The 19,498-nt window shown below is 58.5% G+C and carries 18 protein-coding genes; 12 read left to right on the top strand and 6 right to left on the bottom strand.

Annotated features, from left to right (window positions below; translation table 11 throughout):
• Window positions 1–47 precede the first annotated feature (47 nt).
• From nagK to IB144_RS16605, 3 genes are all read left to right on the top strand, one after another.
• Window positions 48–959: an N-acetylglucosamine kinase gene (nagK, locus tag IB144_RS16615; RefSeq protein WP_040216398.1), complete on the top strand. Its 912-nt coding sequence runs from the start codon at window positions 48–50 to the stop codon at window positions 957–959.
• 14 nt (window positions 960–973) lie between these two features.
• Entirely contained in the window at window positions 974–1,804 is an 831-nt protein-coding gene (gene cobB, locus IB144_RS16610; protein WP_004176563.1) for a Sir2 family NAD+-dependent deacetylase, read from the top strand.
• Between the two features lie 90 nt (window positions 1,805–1,894).
• Window positions 1,895–2,239 (top strand): hypothetical protein, encoded by a 345-nt coding sequence (locus IB144_RS16605; RefSeq protein ID WP_002900906.1) that lies wholly within the window; start codon window positions 1,895–1,897, stop codon window positions 2,237–2,239.
• Window positions 2,240–2,263: 24 nt separating this feature from the next.
• Here the strand turns inward: IB144_RS16605 and IB144_RS16600 are convergent, their stop codons facing one another.
• Window positions 2,264–3,226 (bottom strand): sugar-binding transcriptional regulator, encoded by a 963-nt coding sequence (locus tag IB144_RS16600; protein ID WP_004140612.1) that lies wholly within the window; start codon window positions 3,224–3,226, stop codon window positions 2,264–2,266.
• 35 nt (window positions 3,227–3,261) lie between these two features.
• On the bottom strand, window positions 3,262–4,056 hold the full coding sequence (locus IB144_RS16595) for a triose-phosphate isomerase (RefSeq protein ID WP_004211823.1): 795 nt from the start codon (window positions 4,054–4,056) through the stop codon (window positions 3,262–3,264).
• Between the two features lie 242 nt (window positions 4,057–4,298).
• On the opposite strand from IB144_RS16595, the gene pdxA reads away from it, so the two are divergent.
• From pdxA to IB144_RS16550, 9 genes are all read left to right on the top strand, one after another.
• On the top strand, window positions 4,299–5,306 hold the full coding sequence (gene pdxA / locus IB144_RS16590; RefSeq protein ID WP_004179336.1) for a 4-hydroxythreonine-4-phosphate dehydrogenase PdxA: 1,008 nt from the start codon (window positions 4,299–4,301) through the stop codon (window positions 5,304–5,306).
• A 35-nt stretch (window positions 5,307–5,341) separates the two neighbouring features.
• The gene (locus tag IB144_RS16585; protein WP_004183649.1) at window positions 5,342–7,060 is read left to right on the top strand and encodes a four-carbon acid sugar kinase family protein; all 1,719 of its coding nucleotides are present in this window, start codon (window positions 5,342–5,344) and stop codon (window positions 7,058–7,060) included.
• 92 nt (window positions 7,061–7,152) lie between these two features.
• Window positions 7,153–8,172, top strand: a complete 1,020-nt coding sequence (locus tag IB144_RS16580) for a 2-keto-3-deoxygluconate permease (protein WP_004140602.1) — start codon at window positions 7,153–7,155, stop codon at window positions 8,170–8,172.
• A 1-nt stretch (window position 8,173) separates the two neighbouring features.
• On the top strand, window positions 8,174–8,548 hold the full coding sequence (locus IB144_RS16575) for a PTS glucitol/sorbitol transporter subunit IIA (RefSeq protein ID WP_004140600.1): 375 nt from the start codon (window positions 8,174–8,176) through the stop codon (window positions 8,546–8,548).
• 28 nt (window positions 8,549–8,576) lie between these two features.
• On the top strand, window positions 8,577–9,035 hold the full coding sequence (gene rpiB, locus IB144_RS16570; RefSeq protein WP_004140598.1) for a ribose 5-phosphate isomerase B: 459 nt from the start codon (window positions 8,577–8,579) through the stop codon (window positions 9,033–9,035).
• Between the two features lie 30 nt (window positions 9,036–9,065).
• Window positions 9,066–10,016, top strand: coding sequence for a transaldolase (gene tal / locus IB144_RS16565; RefSeq protein WP_004147958.1), 951 nt, complete (start codon window positions 9,066–9,068; stop codon window positions 10,014–10,016).
• A 19-nt stretch (window positions 10,017–10,035) separates the two neighbouring features.
• On the top strand, window positions 10,036–12,039 hold the full coding sequence (gene tkt, locus IB144_RS16560; RefSeq protein ID WP_032410213.1) for a transketolase: 2,004 nt from the start codon (window positions 10,036–10,038) through the stop codon (window positions 12,037–12,039).
• Between the two features lie 237 nt (window positions 12,040–12,276).
• Window positions 12,277–13,905: a long-chain fatty acid--CoA ligase gene (locus tag IB144_RS16555; RefSeq protein ID WP_004183652.1), complete on the top strand. Its 1,629-nt coding sequence runs from the start codon at window positions 12,277–12,279 to the stop codon at window positions 13,903–13,905.
• On the top strand, window positions 13,902–15,626 hold the full coding sequence (locus tag IB144_RS16550) for an aldehyde dehydrogenase family protein (protein WP_040215886.1): 1,725 nt from the start codon (window positions 13,902–13,904) through the stop codon (window positions 15,624–15,626). The genes IB144_RS16555 and IB144_RS16550 overlap by 4 nt, the downstream gene beginning before the upstream one ends.
• 46 nt (window positions 15,627–15,672) lie before the next feature.
• Here the strand turns inward: IB144_RS16550 and potD are convergent, their stop codons facing one another.
• Genes potD through potA form a run of 4 tightly spaced genes read right to left on the bottom strand, consistent with a single transcriptional unit; the run spans window position 15,673 to window position 19,475 of the window.
• Window positions 15,673–16,719, bottom strand: coding sequence for a spermidine/putrescine ABC transporter substrate-binding protein PotD (gene potD / locus IB144_RS16545; RefSeq protein ID WP_004140590.1), 1,047 nt, complete (start codon window positions 16,717–16,719; stop codon window positions 15,673–15,675).
• Complete coding sequence (gene potC / locus IB144_RS16540; RefSeq protein ID WP_004150813.1) at window positions 16,716–17,501, bottom strand: spermidine/putrescine ABC transporter permease PotC; 786 nt, start codon at window positions 17,499–17,501, stop codon at window positions 16,716–16,718. The genes potD and potC overlap by 4 nt, the downstream gene beginning before the upstream one ends.
• Window positions 17,498–18,355, bottom strand: coding sequence for a spermidine/putrescine ABC transporter permease PotB (gene potB / locus IB144_RS16535; protein ID WP_004150812.1), 858 nt, complete (start codon window positions 18,353–18,355; stop codon window positions 17,498–17,500). The genes potC and potB overlap by 4 nt, the downstream gene beginning before the upstream one ends.
• Window positions 18,339–19,475: a spermidine/putrescine ABC transporter ATP-binding protein PotA gene (potA, locus tag IB144_RS16530; protein ID WP_004150811.1), complete on the bottom strand. Its 1,137-nt coding sequence runs from the start codon at window positions 19,473–19,475 to the stop codon at window positions 18,339–18,341. The genes potB and potA overlap by 17 nt, the downstream gene beginning before the upstream one ends.
• Between the last annotated feature and the right edge of the window lie 23 nt (window positions 19,476–19,498).

The following is a 19,498-nucleotide window of genomic DNA, read 5'->3' as shown; positions in this document are numbered from 1 at the left end:
TTATCGTCATCGTCGGCCTGGCTGACGACAAAAGAGGAATTGCTGAAATGTATTATGGATTTGACATTGGCGGCAGCAAGATAGCGCTGGGCGTATTTAATCAGGAGCGGCGACTGCAGTGGGAAAAACGCGTCGCCACGCCGAAAAGTAGTTATGAGGATTTTCTCCAGGCGGTAGAGGCGCTGGTCCGCGAGGCCGATGAGCGCTTCGACCAGCAGGGTTCGGTCGGGATCGGTATTCCGGGAATGCCGGAAACGGCGGACGGCACGCTGTATGCCGCTAACGTGCCAGCCGCCAGCGGCCGGCAGCTGCGCGCTGACCTCAGCGCGCGGTTGGGGCGCGATGTGCGTCTCGATAATGACGCCAACTGTTTCGCGCTGTCGGAAGCGTGGGACGATGAGTTTACGCAATACCCGCTGGTGATGGGATTGATCCTCGGCACCGGCGTGGGCGGCGGCCTGGTGTTGAACGGTAAATCGATTACCGGACATAGCTATATCACCGGCGAGTTCGGTCATATTCGCCTGCCGGTGGATGCCCTGGAGGTGGTTGGGCGCGATTTTCCGCTGCTGCGCTGCGGCTGCGGCCAGCTGGGCTGTATTGAAAATTATCTCTCCGGTCGCGGTTTCGCCTGGCTGTACGAACATTTTTATCAGCAACCGCTCTCCTCGCCGGAGATTGTGGCGCAGTGGCAGCAGCACGATCCGCGCGCGCAGGCGCACGTTGAGCGCTATCTCGATCTGCTGGCGGTGTGTCTGGGGAATATACTGACCATTGTCGACCCGGATTTGCTGGTGCTCGGCGGTGGATTATCTAACTTTACGGCCATTAGCGAAGGGCTGGCGCAACGATTGCCGCGCCATCTTCTGCCGGTCGCCAGGGTTCCGCGCATTGAGCGCGCGCGCCACGGCGATGCCGGGGGAATGCGCGGTGCGGCCTTCCTTCACCTGACCCATTAATCACAGAGGTAGCTATGCAGTCGCGCCGTTTACATCGATTGAGCCGTTTTCGTCGCAATAAACGTCGGTTGCGTGACCGTCTGCGTCAGCGGATTTTCTTTAGGGAGGACAGGATGAAGCCTGAAGCGATGGCAAAACCGAGAGTGGTGGTGTTAACCGGCGCGGGCATCTCGGCAGAGTCGGGGATCAAAACCTTCCGCGCGGCCGATGGCCTGTGGGAAGAGCATCGGGTGGAAGATGTGGCGACGCCGGAAGGCTTCGCCCGCGATCCGGCGCTGGTGCAGGCGTTCTACAACGCCCGTCGTCGTCAGCTGCAGAGTCCGGAAATCGCGCCGAACGCGGCGCATCTGGCGCTGGCGCGTCTGGAGGATCTGCTGGGCGACCATTTTCTGCTGGTCACCCAGAATATTGATAATCTGCACGAGCGCGCCGGCAACCGCCGGGTGATCCATATGCACGGCGAGCTGCTAAAGGTGCGCTGTTCGTGGAGCGGCCAGGTGCTGGAGTGGACCGGCGACGTCACCGCCGAGGACAAGTGCCACTGCTGCCAGTTCCCGGCGGCGCTGCGTCCGCACGTGGTCTGGTTTGGCGAAATGCCGCTGGGGATGGATGAGATCTACAGCGCGCTGGCCGACGCAGATATTTTTATCGCCATCGGCACCTCCGGCCATGTCTATCCGGCGGCTGGCTTTGTGCACGAGGCGCGACTGCACGGCGCCCATACCGTTGAACTGAACCTGGAGCCCAGCCAGGTGGGCAGCGAGTTTGCCGAGAAGCACTACGGGCTGGCAAGCGAAGTGGTACCCGCCTTTATCGATAAGCTGCTGCAGGAAAACGCGCTGTAAACTGAAGCCGCCTGCCGGTAGCCAGGGCGCAGCCCACGGCCGCCGGCAGCGCTGCTGACAAGGATGTCACGTCATGACAGGAGTCAGACCATGCATAATCCGCTGGTTATCGAAGCGATCATGTTGATCGCGGCCATTATCGTTGGCGTCTGGAGCCAGCGCGCTTTACCGCTACACGCCGATAGCCGACCGATCCTCTTCCTGCTATGTCTGTTCCTCGGCACTGGCAGCGCATTGTGCCTGCTGCTGGATATCTTAGCCCTGCTGTTGACCGGTCAGGTCGCGACGGGCGGTGTGCGAATATACGGCCCGTTGCTGCTGCTGGTGGTGCTGTGGAAACCTCTCAACTGGGTTGTCGGCATCATTGAAGATTTTGTGCAGCGGCGAGCCGAAAAAGGGAAGGGCAAAGGCCAGCACGACGGCGGTCAACGCTGATCCGCCGCCTGCGCCGTGGCTTATTTATAGCGCCTTTTGCATATTAATGACCGAACGGGCGTTCGAGGCGCTGGTAGCCAGCACATCGATAACCCCGGTGCGTAATGCCCCCAGGATCGCCGTCGCTTTCGTACTTTCGGAGGCGATAGCGATGACGCAGGGAATGGCCCGCAGCTGTTCGAGACTTAAGCCAATGACCCGGTCATTCATCACCGTATCGACGGGTTTGCCCTGAATATTGAAAAAGCTGTACCCCGCCAGATCGCCCACCACCCCCTGTTCCTGACGCGCGGTGGCAATTTCCTGCGGCGTAAACCAGCCGAGCTGCACCATAAAGCTGTTTTCATTCATATCGCCGAGGCCGATGATCGCCACGTCAGCTTTGCTGGCCTGTTCGAGCGTGGCCTTAATCAGGCGGTTTTGCATAAAGGCCGCGCGCAGCTCCGGGGTTTCCACATATGCCGGGGCATAAAGCGTTTCGCTGAAGCCGTTAAATTTGCGCGCCAGATTCCGGCTGATGTGGTCGGCGTCAATCAGCTGATTGTCACGCTTGGTTCCGCCGATGCCGCAGATAAAGCGGCAGTGGCGCTCAGGAAACACGCCAACGTGATTCGCCACCGCGGCCACATTGCGCCCCTGACCAACGGTGACGGTCATATCGTTTTTTAACACCCCGGCAAGGTAGTTACTGACCAGGGCCGCCACCTGCTGGCGCTGTTCATCTTCATCATGGTGATCCAGGGCAATTAGCGCGCGCTTAATGCCAAAGTGCGAAATAAACTGCTGCTCAATCTGGGAGCTGAAGACCGGATGGTATTTGACGCTGATCTCAACAATCCCTTCCTGGCGCGCTTTTTTCAGCAGGCGCCCGACTTTGATACGCGAAATGCCGAATCGTTTGGCGATCTCTTCCTGCGTTTGTTCCTGATCGTAATAAGCCACCGCAATTTCAGTGAGCAGGGCGTAATCTGAGTCTTGTTCAATCATGGCCTGGAATTTCCATCTCTGGTGTCCCTTTTATATTACTGCGCCTGCAAAATAAATTCCTGTGTAACGCGTTGAACAATGTCGCAATAGCCTTGCGCGTCCCAGGCCGCGCGGCCGATAAACAAGCCATTGATCTCCTGCTGGCGCAGCAATTCCACCGCGTTTTGCAGCGTTACGCTGCCGCCATAGAGCAGCGGGATACGGGTTCCCGTCTCGTGACCAAACCGCTCGCAAAGCGCCTGACGTAGCGCCTGATGAATGACGCCCGCCTCCTGCGGTGAGGCGGGCGTACCATGTTCGCCAATGGCCCACACCGGTTCATACGCAATCAGGGTCCGCAGCGCCTGCTGGTGGCTCAGGCCATACAGGGCGATCTTCATCTGCCGCACCACGCTTTCACGCGACACCTGCCAGCGTTTCTCCTCGGCGCTATCGCCAATACAGATCAGCGGGCGCAGGCCATGACCTAAGGCGCTATGCACTTTTCGATTAATCGCGGCATCGCTTTCATTAAAGGCGGCACGTCGTTCTGAATGTCCCAGCTCAACAAGCGTGGCGCCGGTTTCTGCCAACATGGCCGCCGAGATTTCCCCGGTCCAGGCGCCCTGATCCGCTTCATGCATATTCTGCGCGCCGGTCAGAAGCGGTAACTGATGCGTTTGCAGAAAATGGCTGACGGGTTGGATCGCGGTGAAGGGGGGAATGACGAAGGGCTGAATAGCAGGGTGACAGCCCTCCGGCATCCGCGCTGCCAGCGTTTCGCACCAGGCCATGGCCTGCGACAGCGGCTTGTTCATTTTCCAGCTGGTTCCTAACCATATCGGGGTCATCATTGCTTCTCCTCTTAATAAAATCAAATACTTGCCAGGAACGGGGCCATACCCTGTATTGAGGTTGAACTTTTTATCACTGCATGAACATATGTTAGATCACATTTTTCGATGAAAAAAATCTATGAATTTTTTTATGTGATCTTCATCACTCATGGCGGCTCATTCATCAGGTAATGTTTTGAGCATATGATTTGATAGTGAACATATGAACAGTCAACTGAAAAAATGAGAGGCGCATGATGTCAGCAGAGAAAAAACCCGTTGTGGCGATTACCATTGGCGATCCGGCAGGGATCGGCCCAGAGATCACCGTGGCCACCATGATGGACAAAAGCGTGTATGACGAGTGCAAACCGTTCCTGATCGGCTCGGTACCGATTATCAGCCGGGCGATGAAAATCATGGGCTGCGATTTTGCTATCCATAAAATTGCCCATCCGCAGGAGGCCCGTTTTAGCTGGGGGACGTTGGATGTTCTGGAAACTGGCGACTACGATTGCGACAGTATCGAATGGGGCAAGGTGCAGAAACTGGCGGGGCAAATGTCGCTGGACTATGTGATGAAGTCGATCGAGCTGGGCAAAGCGGGGCTGATCGACGTGGTCTCTACTGCACCAATTCATAAGGAAGCCATCAAGCTGGCAGGATGTAAGCTCCCGGGCCATACCGAAATCTATCAGGTGGAAACCCAATCTGATTACGGTCTGACCATGTTCCACGTCCACAACCTGCGCGTCTTCTTCGTGAGCCGTCATATGGCGCTAAAAGCAGCCTGTGACTATGCCAACAAAGCGCGAGTGCTGGCCTGCGTTCAGCAGATCCACCATGAATTTACCGCCCTGAACATCAAAAATCCGCGCATTGCCGTGGCCGCCCTGAACCCGCATGGTTCCGACAATGGTCTGTTTGGTCACGAAGAGGCTGACAATCTGATCCCGGCGGTGAAAGCGGCCCAGGAGATGGGGATCAACGCTATCGGGCCGGTTCCGGCCGATTCCGTGTTCCATCTCGGCAAACAGGGGCGCTACGACGCCATTCTCTCGCTGTATCACGATCAGGGGCATATTGCCTGCAAAACCCTCGACTTTGAACGTTCGATCACCATTACCTTCGGCCTGCCGTTTATGCGCAGCTCCGTCGACCATGGGACGGCGTTTGATATCGCCGGTACCGGTAAGGCGGGTACCGTCAGTATGCTGGAGTCGACGCTGGTGGCGGCCCGTTACTGGAAAATGAAGCATCAATAATCGCTGAGGTTCATGCGAATCACGAGGACAGAGAAATGGAAAAACATCTGTTGATTAGCAAGGGCTGTAAGGGCTGGGGCGGGCCGCTGACTATCACGCCAGGTCAGGGGAAAAAGATTGCGTACATCACCGGGGGGATCCGTCCCCCGGTCGTCGACCGCCTGAGCGAACTGACCGGCTGGCCTTCCATTGATGTATTCAAGAATGGCGAACCGCCGGCGGAAGAGATTGGTTTAATGGTCATCGACTGCGGCGGCACGTTGCGCTGCGGACTCTATCCGAAGCGGGGAATTCCCACCATTAACCTGCATCCCACCGGTAAAAGCGGCCCGCTGGCGGAATTTATACACGAAGGGATCTACGTCTCCGGCGTGACGCCAGCCTGCATTGAGATGGTCTGGCCGCAAGGGGAAGGCGGAAAGCTTGGGATCGTGGCTGACGATCTGACCGGGGCAACTACCGTCGGGGTGCTGCTGGCGCGCAGTGGTTTAAAAACCGCCGCGTTTTTCGATACCGAATCCTTCGCCCGCAATGAGGTAGAGTATCCGGCGATGGTGGTCAGCAGCGACAGCCGCCCATTGCCGAAAGCGGAGGCCCAGCACAAAGTGAGCGCTGCGGTGAAACAGCTGCAGGCTCGCGGCGCGCATTACTTCACCAAGCGGATTGATACCACGCTGCGCGGCGGCATCGGATTTGAAATCGACGCCATGCTGGAACAACTGCCGCAGGAGACGGTGGCGGTTGTGGTGCCGGCGATGCCGCAGTCACGGCGTATTCTCGTCGGCGGTTACTCGGTGATTGATTCGGTAGCCCTGTCGCGGACCGATGTGGCTCGCGATGTACGTACCCCGGTCACCGAGTCGTGGGTGCCGGGACTGTTGGCGGCGCAGACCCATCATCAGGTCGGGCATATCGCGCTGACATCGGTGATGAAAGGCGAAGGGCAAATCCAGCAGGATTTACAGGAACAACAACAGCGCGGCGTGCGGGTGATAGTGGTCGATGCGATAACCGTCGACGATGTCGATGCCATCGCCGGGGCGGTAGTGGCCCTGAACTGGAACGTGCTGGCCGTCGATCCGGGGCCCTTTACCGAACGGCTGGCGGTTCGTCGCGGCCTGATGCGCGAAGCGCGGAGCAGCGCGCCCGCGAGCCTGACAGCGGACGGCCAGCGCGGCTCGATTTTGATCGTTGCCGGCAGCGCAACGCCAGTAACCAAAAAACAGCTCCAGTATTTGATCGCTAATGATGCCCGGGTCTGCCATATCCCGGTGGATGCCGAGCTGTTGGTTGACCGGAAAAACGCCGCTGAGATTGAAGTCAATCGCGTGGTGCAGCATGCCCGACAGTGCGTTCCGGCGCAGCACAACGCGCTCTTTGTTTTTGAGTCCGCCTTGACCGGGCGGTTGCTAAACCTTCAGGAAGAGGAGCAGCGATTTGGTCTGGCCCACGGTGAGGCTGCGCAAAATATTAACCACGGATTGGGCAGTATTGTGCGCGAGGTGCTTAACTGTGCGTCGGGTGAAATTAAAGGATTGTATATGACCGGTGGTGACACCATGGTCAATGTACTAAAAGAGCTGGGCGCCACCGGAATAGAAATGATTGACTATGTCATCCCGCAAACCGATATGGTGCGGATCATTGGCGGCGATTATGCCGGCTTAATTTGCGTCGGGAAAGGAGGGCTAACCGGACCGGAAGATATTATTAGCATCATTGTTGACCGAATTTATCAGGAAGCACAGCAATAACCCAGTAATCTAATAACTAATAAACGACGTAATGGTCGTCAGGGTAGTATTGCGTCGTTATCTCTGTTAAATCTTAATTTAAGAGTTACCCTATGAATATTAATATACTTGAAAAAATGAATAAGGTGCCCGGTGGGTTAATTATTATTCCACTGCTGGTGGCTATATTAATTAATACTTTCGCGCCCCAGGTGCTCAGCATTGGCGGCCCGACCACCGCCTTATTTAAAGTCGGTTCCAGCGCCATGATGGGCATATTTTTGCTCATTTGCGGAACCTCGATCAATATCCGTCAGGCCGGGTTGCCGCTCTATAAAGGCGCCGTGCTGCTGTTTCTCAAATGTCTGGCCGGGGCACTGGCGGTGTGGGTTGCGGGAACGTTGTTTGGCCCGAGCGGTTTTCTCGGAATATCGACCCTGGCGCTGATTGCCTGCCTGACCAGCTCGAACAGCTCCCTCTATATCGCATTGTGCAGCAACTATGGCGATGCCAGTGATGCCGGGGCGATCTCCGTATTCTGCATCAAGGATGGTCCGTTTGTTACCATGATGGTGCTGGGCGTCAGCGGCCTGGCCAATATTCCCTTCGCCGCGCTGCTGTCGATGCTGATCCCACTGCTGATTGGCATGCTGTGGGGCAATCTGGACGAACGCTTTAAACAGTTATGCGCTGCGGCGCAGCCGCTGGTGATCATTATTATGTCGTTCGCCATCGGCGCCAACTCCAGTATCAATACGGTGTTCACCGCCGGGCTGTCCGGGATCCTGTTGGGGATTATCTCCGCGCTAACCGGGATTGTGTTCTACTTTATCTACAACCTGTTTTTGAAGAAGAAAAGCGCGCTGGGCGCCGCGCTGGGAACCACCGCCGCCAGCTCGGCGCTGACGCCGGCGATGGTTGCCCAGGCGGATCCTTCGCTGGCGATGTACGTGGATGCCGCCACCGCGCAGCTGGCGACGGCGAGCATTATCACCATGATCACCGCGCCGATACTGGTCGCCTGGTTTGATAAACGGCTGAAAAAGCGTGCGCCAGCCGCTGAACCGCTGAAAGAGGTGAAAAGTGAAGAGAGCGTGACATTATCTTCCCCTGCCGCCAAAGGACACAAATAGTATGAGCGTGCCGTTGTATTCATTACGGATTACCGCCGTCGGGGAATATGTTGAGTACTCTCTGCGGGAGCTGCGGCTTATTTTATTCTCCGATGCCGTTCCCGACGATATTGCGAGTTATTGCGCTGTACACCAGGCCAGCGAACTGACCGCCGAGTTATCGCCTGGTCAGCAAATGAAATTAAATGATAAAAATTATCGGGTGACCGCGGTAGGCCGTGTGGCAACGGCAAATTTACGACAGCTTGGCCATATCACGCTAAATTTTGATGGCGCAGATATCGCTGAATTACCCGGGACGGTACACCTTTACGGCGAACCACCACAAATTATTCAGCCTGGCGACCAAATTTCGTTTTACCCGAATTGTCATTAAGACGTACTGTTAAATTAAGGAAATAACCATGAAAACAATCGCTATTGGTGCGGATGATGCCGCCTATGCTTTTCGCGATGCCATCGTCGCTTATTTGAATGGGTTGGGAATTAACGTCGCGGATTACAGCAGCGATAAACGCCAGGGGAGTACCGTTTATCCGGATGTTGCCCATGCGGTGGCGATGTCGATTAAACAGGGCGAACACGAGCGTGGGATCCTGATCTGCGGTACCGGCATTGGGATGAGTATTGTGGCCAATAAAGTCCCCGGGGTCCGCGCCGCACAGTGTCACGATACCTTCTCCGCCGAGCGAGCGCGTAAAAGTAACAACGCGCAGATTATTACCCTCGGCGCGCGGGTGATTGGCGCTGAGCTGGGCAAAAAAATTATTCAGGCGTGGCTTGAGTCCGAATATGAAGGCGGCGGATCCGCGCCCAAAGTGGAACGTATTGATTATTACGAACACCAGCATGCCAGAGATTAATCTCCGCAGTCGTAAGATAAGGAACAGATGATGAGCCAGTTAGACGAACTGAAAAAATACACCACGGTTGTTGCTGATACCGGCGATATTGAATCGATTAAAAAGTTTGCACCCCAGGATGCGACCACCAACCCCTCGCTGGTGCTGAAGGCCGCGCAGCTGCCGCAGTATCAGCCGCTGATTGCCGATGCGATTGGCAAGGCACGCCGCCAGGGAGGCAGCGCAGAAACGCAATTGATTAACGCCTGCGATCAGGTGGCAGTGGATATCGGCAGCGAGGTGCTGCGCCATGTGCCCGGGCGTATCTCCACCGAAGTGGATGCTCGCTTTGCCTGGGATCGCGGGATGTGCGTCGCGAAGGCGCGCAAGCTCATCCAGTTATATGAAAAAAATGGCATTGGTCCCGAGCGGATTCTAATTAAGCTCGCCGCCACCTGGGAGGGCATTCGCGCTGCCGAAGAGTTGGAGCAGAGCGGTATAAACTGCAACCTGACGCTGCTGTTCTCTTTCGCTCAGGCCCGGGCGTGCGCCGAAGCGGGCGTCTTTCTCATCTCGCCCTTTGTGGGCCGCATCTACGACTGGTATCAGAAGCACCAGCCGCAGTCAGCCTATCAGGTGGACAGCGATCCGGGCGTGGTCTCTGTGCGCCAGATTTATCAGTATTACAAATCTCATGGCTATGACACGGTGGTAATGGGTGCCAGCTTCCGTCGAATTGAGCAGATCCAGGCGCTGGCGGGCTGCGATCGCCTGACCATCTCTCCGGCACTGCTGGACGAGCTGGCGGCCAGCGAAGGAGTGCTGACCCGCCAGTTGACTCCCGGCTGCGTGACGGAAACCCGTCCCAGCCCGATGACGCAGGCGGAGTTCCTCTGGCAGCATCATCAGGATCCCATGGCAGTGGAAAAACTAGCGGAAGGGATCCGACTGTTTGCTGTCGATCAGGTGAAACTGGAACAACAGATTCAGCAGATGTTGTAATCCGCGGGGATAAAGACTGATGAAAACGACAAATACCACTCGCCGCCAATGCGCCAACGCGCTGCGCGCCCTGAGCATGGACGCTGTACAGAAAGCCAAATCCGGCCACCCGGGGGCCCCGATGGGTATGGCTGACATTGCCGAAGTGCTGTGGCGTGATTTCCTGAACCATAACCCGAACAATCCGGCCTGGGCTGACCGTGACCGTTTTGTGTTGTCAAATGGCCATGGTTCGATGCTGATTTACAGCCTGCTGCACCTCACTGGCTACGATCTGCCGATTGAAGAGCTGAAAAACTTCCGCCAGCTGCACTCCAAAACCCCGGGTCACCCGGAAGTCGGCTACACCGCAGGCGTGGAAACCACCACCGGTCCGCTGGGCCAGGGTATCGCTAACGCGGTCGGGATGGCTATCGCCGAGAAAACCCTGGCGGCGCAGTTCAACCGTCCGGGACACGATATCGTCGACCACTACACCTACGCCTTCATGGGCGACGGCTGCATGATGGAAGGCATTTCTCACGAAGTGTGCTCCCTGGCCGGTACCCTGAAACTGGGTAAACTGGTGGCGTTCTATGATGACAACGGCATCTCCATCGACGGCCACGTTGAAGGCTGGTTCACCGACGACACCGCGAAACGCTTTGAAGCCTACGGCTGGCACGTGGTGCGCGGCGTGGACGGTCACGACGCTGACGCCATCAAACGCGCGGTAGAAGAAGCGCGGGCGGTCACCGACAAACCGTCCCTGCTGATGTGCAAAACCATCATCGGCTTCGGTTCGCCGAACAAAGCCGGCACCCACGACTCCCACGGCGCGCCGCTGGGCGACGCCGAAATCGCCCTGACCCGCGAAGCGCTGGGCTGGAAACACGCGCCGTTTGACATCCCGTCTGACATCTATGCCCAGTGGGATGCCAAAGAAGCCGGCCAGGCGAAAGAAGCCGCATGGAACGAGAAGTTCGCTGCCTACGCCAAAGCCTTCCCGCAGGAAGCAGCCGAATTCACCCGCCGTATGAAAGGCGAAATGCCGTCTGACTTCGACGCGAAAGCTAACGAGTTCATCGCGAAGCTGCAGGCCAACCCGGCGAAAATCGCCAGCCGTAAAGCCTCGCAGAACGCCATCGAAGCCTTCGGCCCGCTGCTGCCGGAATTCCTCGGCGGCTCCGCAGATCTCGCGCCGTCCAACCTGACCCTGTGGTCCGGCTCTAAGCCGATCAACGAAGACGCTGCCGGGAACTACATCCACTACGGCGTGCGCGAGTTCGGTATGACCGCTATCGCCAACGGTATCGCGCTGCACGGCGGCTTCCTGCCGTACACCTCCACCTTCCTGATGTTCGTGGAATACGCGCGTAACGCGGTACGTATGGCCGCGCTGATGAAACAGCGTCAGGTGATGGTCTACACCCACGACTCGATCGGTCTGGGCGAAGACGGCCCGACTCACCAGCCGGTAGAGCAGGTGGCTTCCCTGCGCGTGACCCCGAACATGTCCACCTGGCGTCCGTGTGACCAGGTGGAATCCGCGATTGCGTGGAAATATGGCGTGGAGCGTCAGGACGGCCCGACCGCGCTGATCCTCTCCCGTCAGAACCTGGCGCAGCAGGAGCGTACCGCAGAGCAGCTGGCGAACGTGGCCCGCGGCGGTTATGTGCTGAAAGAGTGCGCCGGCCAGCCGGAGCTGATCTTCATCGCCACCGGTTCAGAAGTGGAGCTGGCGGTTGCCGCATGGGACAAACTGACTGCCGAAGGCGTGAAGGCGCGCGTGGTTTCCATGCCGTCCACCGACGCGTTCGACAAGCAGGATGCGGCTTATCGCGAATCCGTACTGCCGAAAGCCGTGACCGCGCGCGTTGCCGTGGAAGCGGGTATCGCTGACTACTGGTTCAAATACGTTGGCCTGAACGGCGCTATCGTTGGCATGACCACCTTCGGTGAGTCTGCGCCGGCTGAGCAGCTGTTCGAGGAGTACGGCTTCACCGTCGATAACGTGGTTGCTAAAGCGAAAGCGCTGCTGTAAATCCCCACCGCTATCGCCCGGCCCGAAGTCGGGCGATACGCTCTCTGAGTAATGATCTTCCGATCATGAGTTTGTCTTTTCCTTTCTGAACCATTTCCCACTCTATTTTGTGCGTGACCGCTGATTTCTGTACGTTTTTTTGTGCAGACCGGCAAATGTAGACCAGATTCAATAGGCGCCCGCACGATCGCGCCGCGCCCCTCGATTCCGCCGGACGTCTGTAAAGGAGACCCCGCCATGCCGTCACCGATGATTTATCAGGATCTCACCACTGCCGCGCTGCTCGGCCATGCGGCGCAGTATCACAGCGAGACCGAGATTGTCTCGGTGAGTACTGGCGGTGAGAAGGAGCGCAGCTGCTGGGGAGAGGTGGCCAGCCGTGCTCAGCGGCTGGCATCGGCGCTGGCGTCGCTGGGGCTGCCGCCGGGCGCCCGCTGCGCCACGCTGGCATGGAACAACCGCCGCCATCTGGAGATCTATTTTGCCGTCGCCTCCGGCGGCTGGGTGACGCACACCGTCAATCCGCGGCTGTCGGTTGACCATCTGCGGTATATCCTCAACGACGCTGCCGATGAAGTGCTGTTTTTTGACCAGACCTTTTTGCCGCTGGTAGCGCAGCTGCTGCCGCAGCTGCCGACGGTGAAACACGTCGTGCTGATGGAGTCCCGCAGCGAAGCGGCGCTCAGCCAGCTGCCCTCATTGCTGTTTTATGACGATCTGTTGCAGCAGGGGATGGCAGACTATCGCTGGCCGCAGCTCAATGAACTGACTCCGGCTTCGCTCTGTTACACCTCGGGAACCACCGGCCGGCCGAAAGGGGTATTGAACACCCATCGTTCGCTGGTCCTGCACGCCCTGAGCGGCAACCAGCCGGACGCCGCCGGCATATCGGCGAAGGACAGCCTGTTGCCGGTGGTGCCGATGTTCCATGTCAACGCGTGGGGGACGCCGTTTATCGCCGCCATGGTCGGCGCGCGGCTGGTGCTGCCGGGGCCGCACCTCGATGGCGACAGCCTGCTGCAGCTGCTGGCCGCCGAGAAGGTGACGGTGGGGTTTGGCGTACCGGTGATCTGGGCCGGCTTGCTGGCGGCGATGCGCCGGACAGAGGTCCGGCTGCCTGAATTTAAACGTGCGCTGGTCGGCGGCTCCGCGCTGCCGCCGTCGATGGCCGAGGCCTTTCAGCGTGATTACGGCATTGCGCTGACCCACGCCTGGGGAATGACCGAAACATCGCCCATCGGCACCATCAACACACCGTTGAGCAAACATGACGCGCTCCCGGCACAGGAGCAGCAAAAGCAGCGCGCCGGTCAGGGGCGGCCCATTTTCGGCATCGAACTGCAGGTGGTGGACGTGGATGGCGAACCGTTGCCCCGGGATGGTCAAAGCCAGGGGTATCTGCAGGTCAGAGGGCACTGGGTGGTAGAGCAATACTATGGTCAGGACGCGAGCGCCCTGACCGCGGCAGGCTGGTTTGATACCGGTGATATCGGTACGCTCGACGCCAATGGTTATCTGGTGATCAGCGATCGGGCAAAGGATATTATCAAGTCCGGTGGCGAGTGGATCTCCACCGTTGAGCTGGAGAATATCGCCATCGCGCATCCGGGGGTGCGCAGCGCGGCGGCCATCGCCGCCCGCCATCCGCGCTGGGACGAGCGGCCGGTGCTGCTGTGCGTCCGTGCGGAAGGGGGCGAAGTGGAGGAGACCGATCTGCTGAGCTGGTTTGAGAAGCGGGTGCCTAAATGGCAGATCCCGGACCGGGTGATATTTGTCGATGCGCTGCCGGTCAGCGCCACGGGTAAGGTGCTCAAAAATCAGCTGCGCCAGGCCTACGGAGAGATTTTAATGAGTGAGGGAAAATGAGCCATGCGCGACCCGGTCTGACGACCTGTTCTCAGTATGATGCGGCCCTGCACGCCTTGTCGGCGGCGCGCCAGCGCTGGGCGGAAACCTCAGTGAACCGTCGTCTGGCGCTCCTGCGCCAGATCAAGGATGCCCTGGCCGGCATTGCCCCGGCGTGGGTGGCCGCGGCAGCGGCGGCCAAAGGGTTGCCGGCGGGCGATCCGCTGGCGGGGGAAGAGTGGCTGGCGGGCCCCTGCGCGCTAATGGTCGGCTGCAACGGGCTTATCGCCACCCTGGAGCAACTGGAGGAGAAGACCTTTCTGCGGCGGATCCCGCTGCGGACGCTGGCGGACGGCCGCCTGGCGCTGCGGGTGGTGCCCGGCACGCTCTGGGATCGGCTGCTTCTGTCTGGTGTTCGCGCTGAGATATGGATGCAGCCAGGCGTCACCCGGGCCCATCTCGACCGCTATGCGGCGCGGGCATACGACATCCCGCCTGCCGCGCGGCAGGGCAAGCTGGCGCTGGTGCTTGGCGCCGGCAATGTGGCCTCGATTGCGCCACTGGATGTGCTACACAAGCTGTTTATTGAGAATCAGGTCTGCCTGCTGAAGCTCAACCCGGTGAATGATTATCTGCACGATCTGCTGGTCCAGGCCCTGGCGCCGGTGATTGCCATGGATGCGCTCCGCATCGTCACCGGCGACGCCCGGGCGGGAGCGTGGCTGACCACCCATCCCGCTGTCGATGAGATCCATATCACTGGCTCCCGCGACACCCATGACGTCATCGTCTGGGGCGAGGGTGAGGCGGCTCGCCAGCGTCGGGCCGCCGGGACGCCGCTGAACCCGCGTCGGGTGACCTCGGAGCTGGGCGGCGTCAGCCCCACCATTATCGTACCCGGGCCGTGGAGCGAGGCGGACATCGCTTTTCAGGCGCAGCAGCTGGCGACGCAGAAGATGAACAACGGCGGGTTTAACTGCGTGGCCAGCCAGGTGCTGATCCTGCAGCAAGGCTGGGAGCCTGCGACGGCCTTGCTGAATCAGCTGTACCGACTGATCGCCGCGAATACCCGCCCGGACTACTACCCCGGCGCTGAAAACCGGCTGACCGACTTTCGCCTGCGCGCCCGTCAGCCGCTGGAGATAGCCCGCGGTGACGCGCTACCGTTGATTGTGGCGAATACCGACGATGATCCCGGGTTCTGCCAGCAGGAGGTCTTTGGCCCGGGGCTGTCGGTCACCCGTCTTGAGGCCGATAGTGCGGAAAGCTTTCTGCGCCAGGCGATCGGCTATGCGAATCAGCGGCTGCAGGGCACGCTGGGGGCCAATATTGTGATCCACCCGCGCACCCGCAAAGCGATTGGACGTAAGCGTTTTAATGCGCTGATCGCCGAGCTGCGCTACGGCACGGTGGCGATCAACTGCTGGAGCGGGGTGGCCTTCCTGTTAGCCCCTTGCCCGTGGGGGGCGTTTCCCGGCCACACGCTCGACGATATTCAGAGCGGGCGGGGCAAGGTGCATAACAGCTTTATGCTGGAGAAAACCGAGCGCACGGTGATTGAGGCGCCGTTTCGGCCGTTTCCGCGTAGTCTTTGGCATGGCGAACTGACGCTGATGCCCCTGCCGCCCTGGTTCATCACCCACCGGGGGCAGGAAGCGGTGGCGCAGCGGCTGGTGGATTTTTACCATCGGCCGCGCTGGCGCAAATTGCCGGCGCTCCTCTGGCGCGCGCTGCGGGGCTAAGGTGAGAGCAAAAAAAAGGGCGGAACCGCGGTTCCGCCCTGTGGGATTAACGGCCCGCTTTCAGCTTCTGGTAATACTCTTCATAAATGGCGCTGGCGCTGCCGACGTCATTCTGCCATTCGCCTTTCTCAATGGTTGCGGCGTCCGGATAGAGCGATTTATCGTTGGCCACTGCCGGGCTGAGCATCTTGCGCGCCGCAAGGTTCGGCGTCGGATAACCGATGGTTTCAGCGACCTGTTTGGCGACATCCGGGCGCAGCAGGAAGTTAATCAGCTTCAGCGCGCCGTCGACGTTTTTGGCGTTCGCCGGGATCGACAGGCTGTCCATCCAGAAGATGCCGCCCTCTTTCGGCCAGATCACTTCCAGCGGAGTACCTGCCTGGCGGGCGACGTAAGCCGAGCCGTTCCATACCATCCCGAGGTTCACTTCGCCTTCCATATACGGGTTCGCCGGGTTATCAGAGTTAAACGCTGCGACGTTGGGCATCAGCTTTTTCAGCTCGTTATAGGCGGCTTCAATCTCTTTCGGGTCGGTGGTGTTGCCGGAATAGCCCAGCTTACGCAGCGCCATCTGGAACACTTCGCGCGCGTCGTCGGTCAGCAGCAGGCTGCTTTTGTATTCCGGCTTCCACAGGTCGGCCCAGCTGGTGATAGTTTTCGGGTCAATCGCCTCGCTGTTGACGCCGATGGCCGTCGCCCCCCAGATATAGGGGATGGAGTAGTCGTTATTCGGATCGAACGGTTTATTCAGCATCTGCGGATCGAGGTTGCTGAAGTTAGTCAGCTTGCTCTTATCGATCTTCTGCAGCATACCTTCTTTGCGCATCTTGTCGACAAAGTAGGTCGACGGGACGACCAGGTCGTACGCGCCGTCTTTATAGGTTTTGAGCTTGGCGTACATGGTTTCGTTCGACTCGTAGGTCGAATAGATAACCTTGATGCCGGTCTCTTTGGTGAACTGCTCCAGCAGGCCCGGCGGCACATACTCGGTCCAGTTATAGAAATAGAGCGTTTTGCTATCGTCCGCGTGCGCAGCGCCCATGCCGATTGCCAGAGCGCTCGCCGCGAGCAGGTGGCGTGACCATTTTTTCATTTTAACGTCCCCTGAGTTTTATCACGTGCAATTAACTGACTGGCGATGACCATCACCAGCGACAGAACCAACAAAATCGTGGCCAGGGCGTTCACCTCTGGCGAAACGCCAACCTTGACCATCGAATAGATCTTCAGTGGCAGGATTTCATACCCCGGACCGGTCACGAACGAGGAGACTACCACGTCATCCATCGACAGGGTGAAGCTCAGCAACCACCCAGCGGCTACCGCCGGCAGGGCCAGCGGCAGGATAATTTTGCGCAGGATGGTCATCTCGCTGGCGCCCAGATCTTTCGCCGCCTCCAGCATCCGCACGTCAAAGCCTTTCAGGCGGGAGTAAACGGTGACCACCACAAACGGCAGGCAGAAGGTGATATGCGAAAACAGCAGCGACCAGAAACCAAGCTGGACGCCGATCAGCATAAACAGCACCAGCAGAGAGATGGCCATCACAATATCTGGCGACATCATCACCACAAACAGCATGCCGCTGACAAACGGTTTGCCGCGAAAGCGGTAACGGTACAGCGCCACGGCGGTCAGCGAGCCGATAAGGGTGGCGAAGGTCGCCGACAGCACCGCCATGGTCAGCGAGTGCTGGGCGGCCTGCAGCAGGCTATCGTTGTTCATCAGCAGGCTATACCAGTCGGTGGTGAACCCCTGCCAGTTGATGCCGAAGCGCGACCGGTTAAACGAGTTAACGATCAGAATAATAATAGGGATGTAGAGATACGCGTAGATGGCGGTCATAAAGCCGCCGCGCAGCAGTCGACCGATCATTCCAGCTCCACCTTTTTATTCAGCAGGCGCGCCGCGCGCCAGTAAATCAACAGCATCAGGCCCATCACCAGGGTTAAGGTAATGCTGGTTGCCGCGCCGAACGGCCAGTCGCGGATATTGAGGAACTGGCTTTTGATCACGTTGCCGATCAGCAGGTTCTTGGCGCCGCCCATCAGGTCGGAAACGTAGAACAACCCCATCGCCGGCAGCATCACCAGCAGACAGCCGGCGATGATCCCCGGCATGGTCAGCGGGATGATAATGCGGATAAAGGTCTGCAGCTTGCTGGCGCCGAGATCTTTCGCCGCTTCCAGCAGCGGGCGATCCAGTTTCTCAATGCTGGAGTAGAGCGGCATCACCATAAACGGCAGCAGGATGTACACCAGGCCGATGATCACCGCCGAGGGGGTGAACATAATGCGTATCGGGGTGTCGATCACCCCCAGCCACAGCAGAAACTCGTTCAGGTAACCTTTAGTGCTGAGGAAAATCTTCAGCCCGTAGATGCGGATCAACGAGTTGGTCCAAAAAGGGACGATCAGCAGGAACAGCAGCAGGGGCCGTACCTTCTGCGGCAGCCGGGCGAGGAACCACGCAAACGGATAGCCAAGCGCCAGGCAGGCGAGGGTCGCCAGCAGCGCCATGTTTAGCGAATGCAGCAGAACGTCATAATAGAGCGGATCCAGTAGCCGCGAATAGTTATCCAGCGTGAAGACCAGTTTGACGAAGTTGGCATCGTCGCGGGTCAAAAAGCTGGTGGCGATGATCATCAGGTTGGGCAGGAAGACAAACAGCACCAGCCAACCGACGATAGTGGCGATCACCACATTCTGGAATTTACTGGTGTTCTTCATCGGCCAGCACCACCTCCCAGCTTTCCACCCAATTGATAGACATTTTCTGGTCAAGAGAGTGGTCGAAATCCGGGTCGTCTTCGTTAAAGAACTCGCTGACCATCACCATTTTGCCGTTCTCCAGTTCCACCACCGACTCCAGAGTCATGCCTTTATAGTTGCGCTCGCGGACATAGCCGATCAGGCCGTCGGCGTCGCTGTTATGGTGGATCTCGTCGACGCGCAGATCTTCCGGGCGCAGCAGGACATGCAGACGCTGGCCGGCCTCCACGGCAAAATTGACGGTGATGTTGCATTCTCGTCCTTCAACGCTGGCACGCACGCGCTGTTCGTCGAGACGTTCAATTACCGTGGCGTCAAAGATATTGATCTCGCCGATAAAGCTGGCGACAAACAGGTTCTTCGGCTCTTCGTAGATCTCTCGCGGGGTGCCGTCCTGTTCGATTTTGCCATCACGCATCACCACGATGCGATCGGACATGGTTAGAGCCTCTTCCTGATCGTGGGTGACGAAGACGAAGGTGATCCCGAGCTTACGCTGCAGCGCTTTCAGTTCGTTCTGCATCTGCTTGCGCAGCTTGTAATCCAGTGCCGAAAGAGACTCATCGAGCAGCAGCAGACGCGGTTTGTTGACCACCGCGCGGGCGATGGCCACGCGCTGCTGCTGGCCGCCGGAGAGCTGGTGTGGTTTGCGCTGGGCAAACGCCTCCAGCTGCACCATCTTTAAGGCATCCATCACCCGTGGGGTGATTTCCGCCGCCGGGGTTTTCTGCATCCGCAGGCCAAAGGCGACGTTCTCGAACACCGTCATATGCGGAAACAGGGCGTAGCTTTGGAATACGGTATTGACGTGGCGGTTTTCCGCCGGAACATGAGTGATATCGTGATCTTCGAGATGGATCCGTCCGCTGTCGACGTTTTCCAGGCCGGCAATAAGGCGCAGAACGGTGGTTTTACCGCAGCCAGAGGGGCCAAGCAGAGTGAGAAACTCACCATTGTTGATGGTCAGGTTAAGGTTGTCGATGACCGTTTTACCATCAAAGCTCTTGCGAATTCCCGCCAGATGCACCAGCGGCGAACGCGAACGCGGTTGTATATTCAATTTTTGACTCTGTCCCATGTAGACGCAACGGCAAATTTCCG

Source organism: Klebsiella sp. K4 (genome assembly GCF_014596785.2).
In the GTDB taxonomy this organism is placed as follows: domain Bacteria; phylum Pseudomonadota; class Gammaproteobacteria; order Enterobacterales; family Enterobacteriaceae; genus Klebsiella; species Klebsiella pneumoniae.
The sequence above is the reverse complement of the archived record's forward strand: the minus strand, read 5'-3'. Positions and strand labels throughout refer to the sequence as shown.

Bases quoted from the DNA above. Each gene is read 5' to 3' on its own strand.
- IB144_RS16555 (WP_004183652.1), top strand. From the start codon at position 12,277: ATGCCGTCACCGATGATTTATCAGGATCTCACCACTGCCGCGCTGCTC.
- pdxA (WP_004179336.1), top strand. From the start codon at position 4,299: ATGTCAGCAGAGAAAAAACCCGTTGTGGCGATTACCATTGGCGATCCG.
- IB144_RS16580 (WP_004140602.1), top strand. From the start codon at position 7,153: ATGAATATTAATATACTTGAAAAAATGAATAAGGTGCCCGGTGGGTTA.
- IB144_RS16550 (WP_040215886.1), top strand. From the start codon at position 13,902: ATGAGCCATGCGCGACCCGGTCTGACGACCTGTTCTCAGTATGATGCG.
- tkt (WP_032410213.1), top strand. From the start codon at position 10,036: ATGAAAACGACAAATACCACTCGCCGCCAATGCGCCAACGCGCTGCGC.
- potD (WP_004140590.1), bottom strand. From the start codon at position 16,719: ATGAAAAAATGGTCACGCCACCTGCTCGCGGCGAGCGCTCTGGCAATC.
- nagK (WP_040216398.1), top strand. From the start codon at position 48: ATGTATTATGGATTTGACATTGGCGGCAGCAAGATAGCGCTGGGCGTA.
- cobB (WP_004176563.1), top strand. From the start codon at position 974: ATGCAGTCGCGCCGTTTACATCGATTGAGCCGTTTTCGTCGCAATAAA.
- potB (WP_004150812.1), bottom strand. From the start codon at position 18,355: ATGAAGAACACCAGTAAATTCCAGAATGTGGTGATCGCCACTATCGTC.
- IB144_RS16575 (WP_004140600.1), top strand. From the start codon at position 8,174: ATGAGCGTGCCGTTGTATTCATTACGGATTACCGCCGTCGGGGAATAT.
- potA (WP_004150811.1), bottom strand. From the start codon at position 19,475: ATGGGACAGAGTCAAAAATTGAATATACAACCGCGTTCGCGTTCGCCG.
- IB144_RS16605 (WP_002900906.1), top strand. From the start codon at position 1,895: ATGCATAATCCGCTGGTTATCGAAGCGATCATGTTGATCGCGGCCATT.
- tal (WP_004147958.1), top strand. From the start codon at position 9,066: ATGAGCCAGTTAGACGAACTGAAAAAATACACCACGGTTGTTGCTGAT.
- IB144_RS16595 (WP_004211823.1), bottom strand. From the start codon at position 4,056: ATGACCCCGATATGGTTAGGAACCAGCTGGAAAATGAACAAGCCGCTG.
- rpiB (WP_004140598.1), top strand. From the start codon at position 8,577: ATGAAAACAATCGCTATTGGTGCGGATGATGCCGCCTATGCTTTTCGC.
- IB144_RS16600 (WP_004140612.1), bottom strand. From the start codon at position 3,226: ATGATTGAACAAGACTCAGATTACGCCCTGCTCACTGAAATTGCGGTG.
- potC (WP_004150813.1), bottom strand. From the start codon at position 17,501: ATGATCGGTCGACTGCTGCGCGGCGGCTTTATGACCGCCATCTACGCG.
- IB144_RS16585 (WP_004183649.1), top strand. From the start codon at position 5,342: ATGGAAAAACATCTGTTGATTAGCAAGGGCTGTAAGGGCTGGGGCGGG.